The 12802-nt window shown below is 39.4% G+C and carries 8 protein-coding genes and 1 tRNA gene; all 9 read right to left on the reverse strand.

The features are described 5' to 3' along the window. Nucleotides 1-257: 257 nt before the first annotated feature. Nucleotides 258-4469, reverse strand: a complete 4212-nt coding sequence (gene rpoC / locus NPY00_RS02805) for a DNA-directed RNA polymerase subunit beta' (RefSeq protein WP_269020524.1) — start codon at nt 4467-4469, stop codon at nt 258-260. Nucleotides 4470-4668: 199 nt separating this feature from the next. Continuing rightward, a complete protein-coding gene (rpoB, locus tag NPY00_RS02810) occupies nt 4669-8817 on the reverse strand; it encodes a DNA-directed RNA polymerase subunit beta (RefSeq protein WP_269020563.1) in 4149 nt (1382 codons plus the stop codon). 274 nt (nt 8818-9091) lie between these two features. Continuing rightward, nucleotides 9092-9463, reverse strand: coding sequence for a 50S ribosomal protein L7/L12 (rplL, locus tag NPY00_RS02815; protein ID WP_269020526.1), 372 nt, complete (start codon nt 9461-9463; stop codon nt 9092-9094). 104 nt (nt 9464-9567) lie between these two features. Next, nucleotides 9568-10086: a 50S ribosomal protein L10 gene (rplJ, locus tag NPY00_RS02820; protein WP_269020527.1), complete on the reverse strand. Its 519-nt coding sequence runs from the start codon at nt 10084-10086 to the stop codon at nt 9568-9570. Between the two features lie 366 nt (nt 10087-10452). After that, nucleotides 10453-11151 carry a 50S ribosomal protein L1 gene (gene rplA, locus NPY00_RS02825; protein WP_269020529.1) on the reverse strand — a complete coding sequence of 233 codons (699 nt, stop codon included), beginning with the start codon at nt 11149-11151 and terminating at the stop codon, nt 10453-10455. 4 nt (nt 11152-11155) lie between these two features. Then, nucleotides 11156-11584, reverse strand: a complete 429-nt coding sequence (gene rplK, locus NPY00_RS02830) for a 50S ribosomal protein L11 (RefSeq protein ID WP_269020531.1) — start codon at nt 11582-11584, stop codon at nt 11156-11158. 169 nt (nt 11585-11753) lie between these two features. Continuing rightward, a complete protein-coding gene (gene nusG, locus NPY00_RS02835) occupies nt 11754-12284 on the reverse strand; it encodes a transcription termination/antitermination protein NusG (protein ID WP_269020566.1) in 531 nt (176 codons plus the stop codon). Nucleotides 12285-12304: 20 nt separating this feature from the next. Next, complete coding sequence (gene secE, locus NPY00_RS02840) at nt 12305-12517, reverse strand: preprotein translocase subunit SecE (RefSeq protein ID WP_269020532.1); 213 nt, start codon at nt 12515-12517, stop codon at nt 12305-12307. Nucleotides 12518-12720: 203 nt separating this feature from the next. Continuing rightward, nucleotides 12721-12796: transfer RNA gene (locus tag NPY00_RS02845), tRNA-Trp, on the reverse strand. Between the last annotated feature and the right edge of the window lie 6 nt (nt 12797-12802).

Here is a 12802-nt window from a genome sequence, read left to right on the forward strand (position 1 = left end):
ATATGACACCTTCATATGAGATTTAGTGAGCATTTTATTTAGCTACTCTTTTTCATTTCTCAAAATATAGAAAAATATGAATTTTTCAATTACACAAATATTATATATTTATACAAGCAATTATTTTGATAGTTTTACCTTTCGTAGAAATTTTACAACTTCTACAAAAAACACTAATTTCAAAACTCTAATATTGAAAAAAAACGTCTGAATATAAATCCAGACGTTTTTTATATTACTTTTAATATATAGCAAAATTATTCAACAACTGCATCAGATGTCATATCCGTTAGCATAGCTTTAACGTCTTCACTATTACTAGATTTACGTTGCTCATCCACAATTAAATCATCTCGAATTGTAGCAATACGACGAATTTGAGCAATCGTACCACCTGTACCTGCAGGAATAAGCCGCCCAACAATAACATTCTCTTTAAGACCCTGTAAGGTATCAATTTTTCCAGAAACTGCTGCTTCTGTAAGCACCCGAGTCGTTTCCTGAAACGATGCTGCAGAAATAAAAGACGGTGTTTGAAGAGAAGCTTTTGTAATACCGAGAAGAATAGGATTACCAGAAGCTGGTTTTTTTCCTTCCGCAATTAAATGATCATTGGTCTCATCTAATTCAATCCGATCAACATTATCACCAGGAATATAACCAGAATCTCCAGACTCGGTAATTTCAACTTTTTGCAACATTTGGCGAACAATGACCTCAATGTGCTTATCATTAATCACAACACCCTGCAAACGATACACTTCTTGAATTTCATTAACAAGGTAAGATGCTAAAGCCTCAACTCCCTTAATTGCCAAGATATCATGTGGTGCAGGATTCCCATCAAGAATATAATCTCCTTTTTCAATTTGATCACCTTCTTGAAAGTGAAACAGCTTACCTTTCGGAATTAAATATTCTACTGGTTCAAGAGTTTCGTCATTTGGCTCAATAATAATACGGCGTTTATTTTTATAACCACGACCAAACCGAACCGTTCCGCTAATTTCCGCAATGATAGCGTGATCTTTTGGACGTCGCGCTTCAAAGAGCTCTGCAACACGTGGCAAACCTCCTGTAATATCTTTTGTCTTAGTGCTTTCCATCGGCAAGCGAGCAATAACATCACCGGCCTTGACATAAGATCCAGGTTTAACAGAAAGAATAGTTTCTACTGACATTAGATAACGGGCTTCACTTCCCTTATGCAATTTTGCAATAGTCTCACCACTTTCATCTGAATGAATAACAATTGCTGGCTTTAGTTCAGCACCACGTGGATTAGCACGCCAATCAATAACCAAACGTTTCGTAATACCTGTGGATTCATCAGCTGTTTCAGTCACAGACAAACCATCAATCATATCTTCAAAACCTATATACCCATCAACTTCTGTCAAAATCGGACGCGTATAAGGATCCCACTCAGCGATGCGTTGACCACGTTTTATCATATCACCATCATCGACAAAAATACGTGCACCATAACTAATACGATGGACAACTCTCTCTTTTCCATTTTCGTCTTTAATAATAACGGCCATATTCCGTCCCATAACCACCAATTGACCTTCAGAATTGCGAACAACATTGCGGTTACGAATTTCTACAACACCCTCATAAGAAGCCTCTAAATGAGATGTATCAACAACTTGAGCAGTTCCCCCTAAATGGAAAGTACGCATCGTAAGCTGTGTTCCTGGTTCACCAATTGATTGAGCAGCAATAACACCAACAGCTTCACCTTGATTGACCGGTGTTCCACGTGCCAAATCACGACCATAACATTTAGCACAAACACCAACACGTGTTTCACACGTTAAAGCAGAACGAATCTGAACAGACTGAATTCCTGCTTCCTCAATCCTAGCAACATCAGCCTCTTCAATCATCATGCCTCCCTCAAGAATAACCTCTCCAGAGACTGGGTGTAAAATATCAACAAGAGCAACACGTCCAAGAATTCTTTGTCCAAGCGATGCAACAATTTGTCCAGCATCAACAATTGATTGCATTGTAAGCCCTTTAACAGTGCCACAATCAACCGCAGAAATAATGGCATCTTGCGCAACATCGACAAGACGTCTTGTCAAATAACCCGAATTTGCTGTTTTCAAAGCAGTATCAGCAAGTCCTTTACGTGCACCATGTGTCGAATTGAAATATTCGTTAACTGTCAATCCTTCTTTAAAATTAGAAATAATTGGTGTCTCAATAATTTCACCCGATGGTTTGGCCATCAATCCACGCATCCCAGCCAACTGTCTCATCTGATTAGCAGAACCACGCGCACCAGAATGTGACATCATGTAAATCGAATTCATTGGACGCTGACGGCCTGTTTTAGGATCAAATTCAACTGCTTGAATACGCTTCATCATTTCATCCGCAACGCGATCCGTACATTTACCCCAAGCATCTACAACCTTGTTATATTTCTCACCCTGTGTAATTAAACCATCATTATATTGTTGCTCATATTCTTTAGCTAAAGCTTCCGTTTCCGCAACCAAACGTGACTTACTCTCAGGGATAACCATATCATCTTTACCAAATGAAATCCCAGCACGACAAGCATAAGAAAAACCAAGTTGCATAATACGATCACAAAAGATAACTGTCTCTTTCTGTCCACAATGCCGATAAACTTGATCTATCAGTTTAGAAATGTTCTTCTTTGTCATTTCTTGATTAACGATATCAAATGAAATATTTGGATTCTTAGGGAGAAGCTCACCAATAATTAAACGACCCGGTGTCGTATTATAAAGTTTAGCGACCTCTTGACCATCTTTATCAAGATTTTTAAAACGTCCTTTAATTTTTGTATGAAGAGTTACAACTTTGTTTTCCAAAGCATGATATAATTCACCCATATCCGAAAATGCCATGCCTTCACCTGGCTCTTTTTCAGAAATAATTGAAAGATAATACAAACCAAGAACCATATCCTGTGATGGAACAATAATTGGAGCACCATTTGCTGGATGAAGAATATTATTCGTCGACATCATCAAAACACGGGCTTCAAGTTGTGCTTCAAGAGAAAGCGGCACGTGAACCGCCATCTGATCACCATCGAAATCCGCATTAAATGCCGTACAAACCAACGGATGAAGCTGTATAGCCTTTCCTTCAATCAAAACAGGTTCAAAGGCCTGAATTCCTAAACGGTGAAGCGTTGGCGCACGATTAAGTAAGACAGGATGCTCACGAATAACCTCATCCAAAATGTCCCAAACTTCCGGATGCTCTTTTTCAACGAGTTTTTTTGCTTGCTTGACAGTTGATGAATACCCTTTTGCATCAAGCCGCGCATAAATAAATGGCTTAAATAATTCAAGAGCCATTTTTTTCGGAATACCACACTGATGCAATTTTAATTCAGGACCTGTAACAATAACAGAACGACCTGAGTAATCAACACGTTTTCCAAGCAAATTCTGACGAAAACGCCCTTGCTTACCTTTCAACATATCTGAAAGCGATTTTAATGGACGTTTATTCGCTCCAGTAATTACACGCCCACGACGACCATTATCAAATAATGCGTCAACAGCTTCTTGCACCATACGTTTTTCGTTGCGTACAATAATTCCAGGAGCGCGCAATTCAATTAAGCGCTTTAGACGATTATTACGATTTATAACACGTCGATAAAGATCATTCAAATCAGACGTCGCAAAACGACCACCATCAAGCGGAACCAATGGACGTAAATCTGGTGGAATAACCGGAATTACTTTCATAATCATCCACTCTGGTTTATTCCCAGATTCAATAAAATTTTCAACAATCTTAAGTCGTTTAATTAATTTTTTTTGTTTTAACTCCGATGTTGTTTCAGCTAACTCCGCACGTAAATCATTTGCAACTTTCTCTAATTCCATTCCAGAAAGAAGCTCATAAATAGCTTCAGCACCAATCATCGCTGAAAACTGATCTTCTCCAAACTCATCAACAGCAAGCATATATTCTTCTTCAGAAAGAAGCTGATGCAATTTAAGAGAAGTTAAACCCGGTTCTGTGACAATATAATTTTCAAAATAAAGAACTCTTTCAATATCTTTCAAAGTTAAATCTAAAAGAGTTGAAATACGCCCTGGCAATGATTTAAGAAACCAAATATGAGCAACCGGTGCTGCAAGTTCAATATGCCCCATACGCTCACGACGCACGCGTGAAAGAGTAACTTCCACATTACATTTTTCACAAATAATATCTTTATACTTCATACGCTTATATTTGCCACATAGGCATTCATAATCCTTAATAGGACCAAATATACGCGCACAAAAAAGACCATCACGTTCTGGTTTAAACGTTCGGTAGTTAATAGTCTCCGGCTTTTTGATCTCACCATACGACCAAGACAGAATCTTCTCAGGACTCGCAATCGAAATACGAATAGAGTCAAATGTCTGTGCTGGTGACTGAGGATTGAAAAGATTCATGACCTCGTGGTTCATGCTGTTCTCCTTCAAAGATTCCTAAAAGTTATTGTAATAACTTTTTTCAAATCATAGTTTTTTTTCGAAACCCGCTTTTATTTCCTAAACTGTTTGCGTTATCTCAATAGAAAATTTCTCCTCTATTAACTTCTCAAAAGTAATAAAACACACTATAGAGGAATAAGAGCACACCATTTTGAGTGCGCTCTTTAATTAATTATTCTGTTGTATCAGATAACGCTTGCTGCGCAATAAATTGGCGGGCATCATCAAGTTCTACATTAAGACCAAGAGAACGCATTTCCTTGACCAATACGTTAAAGCTCTCAGGTATACCTGCTTCAAACGTGTCATCACCCCGCACAATTGCTTCATAAACTTTCGTACGACCAGCTACATCATCCGATTTAACTGTCAACATTTCTTGCAAAGTATAAGCAGCTCCATAAGCTTCAAGCGCCCAAACTTCCATTTCTCCAAAACGTTGACCACCAAATTGCGCTTTACCACCTAAAGGCTGTTGCGTAACAAGAGAATAAGGACCTATCGAACGCGCATGAATCTTATCATCAACAAGATGATGCAATTTAAGCATATAGATATAACCCACTGTCACTGGACGATCAAAAGGTTCACCAGTTCGACCATCATAAAGTGTAACTTGCCCTGAGCTATCCAATCCCGCATCTTCTAGCATCTTATTAATATCAGATTCATGAATACCATCAAAAACAGGTGTTGCAATAGAGACACCTCTACTCATCTGGGAAGCCAATTTCAAAAGACTTTCATCATTATACTGACGCACTGGTTCATTACGATCATTATCAGGAATGAAATTCTCAATACATTGACGCAAAGGGAGCATATCTCCATTTTTTTGGTAAAGTTCAATCAAATCACCAATCTTTTTGCCCATACCGGCACATGCCCAGCCAAGATGTGTTTCAAGAATCTGCCCAACATTCATACGACTAGGCACACCAAGTGGGTTCAATACAATATCAGCGTGCGTCCCATCTTCAAGAAACGGCATATCTTCTACTGGAAGAATACGTGACACAACTCCCTTATTACCATGACGACCTGCCATTTTATCACCTGGTTGAATTTTGCGCTTTACAGCCACAAAAACCTTTACCATTTTCATAACGCCAGGAGGCATCTCATCGCCTCTCTGAACTTTCTCAACTTTATCCATAAAGCGACGTTGTAATGCTTCTTTCGACTCATCGTATTGCTTACGTAAAGCTTCAACTTCAGTTTGAAGCTTTTCATCCTCAAAAGAAAACTGCCACCACTGCGATCGTGGATAATTACTCATTATTGAAATATCAAGCTTTTCACCTTTAGAAAACCCTTTTGGACCATCTATCGCAGACTTACCCTTCAACATATCAGCAAGGCGTGCATAAACATTCCTGTCAAGAATTGATTGCTCGTCATCACGGTCTTTAGCTAAACGTTCAATTTCTTCACGCTCAATCGCCATTGCACGTTCATCTTTTTCTACACCATGACGATTAAAGACGCGAACCTCCACAACAGTACCAAAAGTTCCAGGCGGCATACGCATAGAAGTATCGCGAACATCCGAAGCTTTTTCACCAAAAATCGCGCGTAAAAGCTTCTCTTCTGGTGTCATTGGACTTTCACCTTTTGGTGTAATCTTACCAACCAAAATATCACCAGGCTGAACTTCAGCACCAATATAAACAATACCAGCCTCATCAAGATTCCTTAATGCCTCCTCAGCAACATTAGGAATATCGCGAGTAATCTCTTCTGGACCAAGCTTTGTATCACGTGCTGCAACCTCAAACTCTTCAATATGAATTGAAGTAAACACATCATCAGCGACAATCCGTTCGGAAAGCAAAATAGAATCTTCGTAATTGTAACCATTCCAAGGCATAAATGCCACTAAAACATTCCGCCCAAGTGCCAAATCACCCAGATCCGTCGATGGACCATCTGCAATAATATCACCTTTATCTATTCGATCACCAACGTGTACAAGCGGACGCTGATTAATACAAGTAGATTGATTGGAACGCTGAAATTTCTGTAATCGATAAATATCAACACCAGATCTTGAAGGATCTAAATCCTTTGTTGCACGAATAACAATACGCGTCGCATCAACTTGATCTACAATACCACTACGTTTTGCAACGATAGCTGCTCCTGAATCGCGAGCAACTATTGACTCCATACCTGTACCAACAAATGGAGCTTCAGCACGAACCAGCGGAACTGCTTGACGCTGCATATTTGATCCCATCAACGCACGATTCGCATCATCATTTTCCAAAAATGGGATAAGAGCAGCAGCAACTGAAACTAACTGCTTTGGTGAAACATCCATCAAATCTACATAATCACGCGGTGCCATCAACACTTCACCCGCATGACGACAAACTACAAATTCTTCCGTAAAACGCCCTTCCGAATCTAATGAAGCATTAACCTGAGCTACATAATGCTTTGATTCCTCCATAGCAGAAAGATAAACAACTTCTGTAGTTACTTTACCATCAATAATTTTTCGATATGGACTTTCAATAAAACCATATTTATTAACTCGTGCAAATGTAGCCAAGGAATTAATCAAACCAATGTTTGGACCTTCTGGCGTTTCAATTGGACAAATACGGCCATAATGCGTAGGATGAACATCCCGCACTTCAAAACCTGCGCGCTCACGAGTCAAACCACCTGGACCAAGAGCAGAAAGGCGACGTTTATGGGTAATTTCCGACAGCGGATTGGTTTGATCCATAAATTGTGACAACTGGGAAGACCCAAAAAACTCACGTACCGCAGCCGCAGCTGGTTTTGCATTAATGAGATCTTGAGGCATAACAGTATCAATTTCAACCGATGACATGCGCTCTTTTATCGCACGTTCCATACGAAGCAAACCAATTCGATACTGATTCTCCATCAACTCTCCGACAGATCGAACCCGACGATTCCCGAGATTATCAATATCATCAATTTCACCACGGCCATCACGCAATTCAACAAGCATCTTGATAACGCCAATAATATCTTCTTGACGCAAAATGCGAACCGTATCCGGACAATCAAGTTCCATACGTAAATTCATTTTAACGCGACCAACAGCCGAAAGGTCATAACGTTCCGGATCAAAAAACAACGAATGGAACATAGCCTCTGCTGTATCTATTGTCGGAGGTTCACCCGGACGCATTACTCGATAAATATCAAACAATGCCTCTTGACGACTTTCATTTTTATCCACCTTTAAAGTATTGCGGATATAAGCTCCAATATTCATGTGATCAATATCAAGAATATTAATTTGCTCAATTCCAACATCAGATAAAATCTGTAATGTCTTTTCATCAATTTCATCACCAGCCTCAAGGTAAATTTCACCTGTCTGATGATTTACAATATCATCGGCTAGATAAGATCCCAATAGATCATCTTCACTAACTTTAATGGACTTCAAACCTTTTTCCATTAAAAGCTTTGCAACACGAACCGTTATCTTTTTACCTGCCTCAACAACAACTTCCCCACTATCTGCATCAACAAGATCAGAAACAAGTTTCATCCCTTTAAAACGATCAACGGAATAAGGAACGCGCCACCCATCTTTAAAACGTTCATAGGTAACTTTATTGTAGAAGGTCGACAAAATATCTGACGCATCCATCCCCAATGCCATTAGGAGACTCGTGACTGGAATTTTACGTCGCCGATCAATGCGAGCATAGACAATATCTTTTGCATCAAATTCAATATCAAGCCAAGAACCACGATAAGGAATTATACGAGCAGCAAAAAGAAATTTTCCTGATGAATGAGATTTCCCTTTATCATGATCAAAAAACACACCCGGAGAACGATGCATCTGTGAGACAATAACGCGCTCTGTACCATTAACAACAAAAGTACCATTATTTGTCATTAAAGGCATATCACCCATATAAACGCCTTGCTCTTTAATATCTTTGATGTCTTTAGATCCTGTATCTTCGTCAACATCAAAAACGATCAAGCGCAGTATTACTTTCAATGGTGCGGCATAAGTCAAATCACGCTGACGGCATTCCTCAACATCAAATTTCGGCGCATCAAATTCATAACGAACAAATTCTAGCATTGCCGTGCCAGAAAAATCCGAAATAGGGAATACCGACTTAAAAACAGCTTGCAAACCTTTATCTGGACGTCCACCTTCCGGTTCCTCAATCATGAGAAACTGATCATATGACGCTTTCTGTACCTCAATAAGGTTCGGCATTTCCGCCACTTCAGGAATCTTACCACAAAACTTGCGCACACGCCTACGACCATTGAATTGGGACATCATCGTTAGAGTCTGAGCCATCATCGCTCCTTGATCTTTAACCACCCAAGGCAAACTAAAACCTTGAAAATTCTATACTATCAACCTGCATTTGCAGATCAGCTTATTTACGCCCTAATGAGCACTTTATACTCATTCACCCAAGCGAACTATACAAGTTACACACTAGATTTACGATACAATCCCACCTTCTCACAGTTATTAAACTGCCAGAAAAAGACCTCATAAATCAATCCTTTCTTTGTAGAAAGAGGAAGAAATCGGCGGACATAAATGCCCACCGACAAAATTAAATTTACTTAAGTTCAACTTTAGCACCAACTGCTTCAAGTTGAGCTTTAATTTTTTCTGCATCTTCCTTAGAAGCACCTTCTTTAATAGGTTTAGGAGCCCCTTCAACTAAATCTTTTGCTTCTTTAAGACCAAGACCCGTAAGAGCACGAACTTCTTTAATAACATTAATTTTTTGAGCACCACCATCCGTAAGAACAACATCAAACTCTGTCTTTTCTTCAGCAGCAGGCGCAGCCGCACCACCCACAGCAGCAACAGCAACAGGAGCAGCAGCCGAAACACCCCATTTTTCTTCAAGCATTTTTGAAAGCTCTGCAGCTTCTAAAACAGTTAGATTAGAAAGTTCCTCTACGATCTTTGTTAGATCAGCCATCTTTAAATTCCTTCACTTAAAAGATTTAAAACATTGTTTAAAGTCATCAAAAAGAACAGAAAAGCACAAAAACTCTTCCATGCGCATACATACAAAATAGACTCTTATGCAGCCTTATTCTCTTGTGCGTACGCACCAATCACACGGGCAACTTGACCAGCAGGTGCATTAACAACCTGAGCAACACGAGTTGCAGGAGTAGAAATCATTCCCACAAGCTTCGCTCGCAACTCATTCAATGAAGGCAATGAAGCCAAAGATTTCACATCTTCAACATTCAAACTTGCTGCACCCATTGCTCCACCAAGAATTACTAACTTGTTATTGATTTTTGCAAAATCAACAGCAATCTTTGGCGCCACAATTGGATCTTCTGAATACGCAATAAGCGTTTGCCCAGTAAATAGACTAGCCATCGATTCAGATTCAGTACCCTGAAGAGCAATTTTTGCAAGACGGTTCTTAGCAACCTTAACAGCACCACCAGCTTCACTCATTTTCGAACGAAGATCATTCATCTGTGAAACTGTCAAGCCGGAATAATGTGCAACAATAACAGAACCTGACTTTTGAAAAGCTTTGTTAAGCCAAGCTACAAATTCGCGTTTTTCAGCTCTATCCACTCTTTTCTCTCCACTTAACAGACCTGTTAAAAAACAAACCCATTGATTACCTTTGATAGCATGAAAAAATCCACACCACCGATGAGGATCCTGCCCCCTTTTTACGCGTAAACGCTCAAAGGCAACCTTGGTCTAAACCTTTCAAGTCTACTAACTTTAAAGTTTTTACCCCAGTCTCATGTAGGCTCTCTTTCATTAAGACACTCAAGGCACCACCTACAATCTCGGACAGGACATTCCGAAATCTCTTCCGGGATGACCCAAGCCTAATAAAGCTTAGATAATTGGTTATCTATATACAAAATCGATAACCTAAATACAATTTTAACTGTTACAGACTCATAAAAAAATTACAAATCCCTTTTCTTATTCTGAACGAACCGTCGCAGGATCAATTTTAATCCCAACTCCCATTGTCGAAGAAACAGCAATTCGCTTAATATATTCGCCCTTTGCCCCCTGTGGTTTAGCTTTAATAACCGCATGAGCAAAAGCTTTTATATTTTCAACTATTTTCTCAACTTCAAAAGAAGCTTTACCAATACCAGCATGCACAATACCAGCCTTCTCAACACGGAACTCAACAGCACCGCCTTTCGACTCTTTAACAGCACTAGTAATATCAAGCGTAACAGTACCAACTTTTGGATTCGGCATCAAACTTCGCGGACCAAGAATCTTACCAAGGCGACCAACAAGAGGCATCATATCTGGTGTCGCAATACAACGATCAAAATCTATCACTCCAGAATTAACGCTTTCAAATAAATCCTCTGCACCGACAATATCTGCGCCTGCAACTTTAGCTTCTTCAGCTTTATCACCACGCGCAAAAACAGCGACTCGAACATTTCTCCCCGTACCATTAGGCAAATGAGCAACACCACGAACCATTTGGTCTGCATGACGAGGATCTACTCCTAAATTCATTGAAATTTCAATCGTTTCATCAAACTTAGCAACTGCACGCTCTTTAACCATTGAAACAGCATCTGTTAATTCATAAAGCTTGTTAAAATCAACACCTTCACGAATTTTCTTTATTCTCTTCACTACTTTTACCATAACACTAGCCTATCACTTCCAAGCCCATAGAACGAGCAGAACCTTCAACCATACGCACTGCCGCTTCAATGTCATTTGTGTTCAAATCTTTCATTTTTGCTTCTGCAATTAAATGAAGCTTATCACGAGAAATACGACCAACAGACAACTTACCAGGCTCTTTAGAACCCGATTTCAAATCTGCTTCCTTCTTCAAAAAATATGACACAGGAGGTGTCTTCAAAGAAAACGTGAAAGATTTATCTTGATAATAAGTAATCACCACAGGAATCGGCGCACCTTTCTCCATCTCCTGTGTTGCTGCGTTAAACGCTTTACAAAACTCCATAATATTAATACCACGCTGTCCAAGAGCGGGACCAATTGGAGGAGAAGGGGTAGCTGCTCCTGCTGGAACTTGCAACTTTAACTGACCCACACTTTTTTTTGCCATAACAACCTGCCTTTAATTAACAACCGGATAATCAACAGTAGAAAACCAGTAATTTATCACACAAAACACTCACTGCAGTTGTGCGGTTCGAATCATCAAGCCGGCAAAGGACCTTAAATCATCTCCCGCCACAAAAATTTAGAGCAATTCAAAACCACCCTAAACAAAATCAAAGTTTTTCAACCTGATCAAAATCCAAGTCAACAGGCGTAGAACGTCCAAAAATAAGAACCTCAACTTTAAGACGAGAACGCTCTTCTTCAACCTCTTGAACAATACCATTAAACGACACAAAAGGCCCATCCGCTACTCGAACTTGTTCACCAACCTCAAATAAAATAGAAGATTTTGGAGCTTCAACACCTTCTTGAACCTGTTTTAGAATCTGTTCAGCCTCTTGATTAGAAATAGGAACAGGCCGAGCATCTGAACCCAAAAAACCTGTCACTTTAGGAGTATTCTTAATAAGATGATAAACCTCATCCGTCAACTCAACATACACAAGAATATAACCAGGGAAAAATTTGCGCTCAGTATCGACCTTACGCCCACGACGAACTTCAACAACACGTTCAGTGGGGACAAAAATCTTTTCAATTAGATGATCAAGCCCCTTCTGTTTCGCCTCTTTATTAATCGCTTCAACAACTTTTTTCTCAAAGTTTGAATACGCTTGTACAATATACCAACGAGCAGCCACTGTTACACTTCCTTGTACCATCAACCAAAAAGATATCTTAAGAAATCAATACCTTTCCACACACCAAAATTTACAACCTGATCCACAATAAAAAAGAAAATTGAAGCCAACGTTGTCAACACCAACACCATAATAGTTGATATTATCGTTTCACGACGAGTAGGCCACTTTACTTTAGCTACTTCTGCATAAACTTGCTTCAAAAAAGTTATCGGATTGGTTTTAGACGCCATAAGTTATACTATATTCTCTCTAATTCTATACCCACACAATAATAAAAAAAGAACGCGAAAGCTCATCTCTACCAGCTTTACGCGATTTTTTTACTTTACTCAATACCGAATTCATATAAAAAAGAAAATTTTACCTAAAAAAAGAAAAGAAGGCAACAAAAACTTACCCTCTCCCAAAAAATACAAATAAAACTATATTCACATGGCAGGGGCAGCAGGGGTCGAACCCGCGACCTGCGGTTTTGGAGACCGCCGCTCTACCAACTGAGCTATACCCCTAACTTA

Origin of the sequence: Bartonella sp. F02 (assembly GCF_026929975.1) — a bacterium.
Lineage (GTDB): Bacteria > Pseudomonadota > Alphaproteobacteria > Rhizobiales > Rhizobiaceae > Bartonella.

Bases quoted from the DNA above. Each gene is read 5' to 3' on its own strand.
- rpoC (WP_269020524.1), bottom strand. From the start codon at position 4,469: ATGAACCACGAGGTCATGAATCTTTTCAATCCTCAGTCACCAGCACAG.
- rpoB (WP_269020563.1), bottom strand. From the start codon at position 8,817: ATGGCTCAGACTCTAACGATGATGTCCCAATTCAATGGTCGTAGGCGT.
- rplL (WP_269020526.1), bottom strand. From the start codon at position 9,463: ATGGCTGATCTAACAAAGATCGTAGAGGAACTTTCTAATCTAACTGTT.
- rplA (WP_269020529.1), bottom strand. From the start codon at position 11,151: ATGGTAAAAGTAGTGAAGAGAATAAAGAAAATTCGTGAAGGTGTTGAT.
- rplK (WP_269020531.1), bottom strand. From the start codon at position 11,584: ATGGCAAAAAAAAGTGTGGGTCAGTTAAAGTTGCAAGTTCCAGCAGGA.
- secE (WP_269020532.1), bottom strand. From the start codon at position 12,517: ATGGCGTCTAAAACCAATCCGATAACTTTTTTGAAGCAAGTTTATGCA.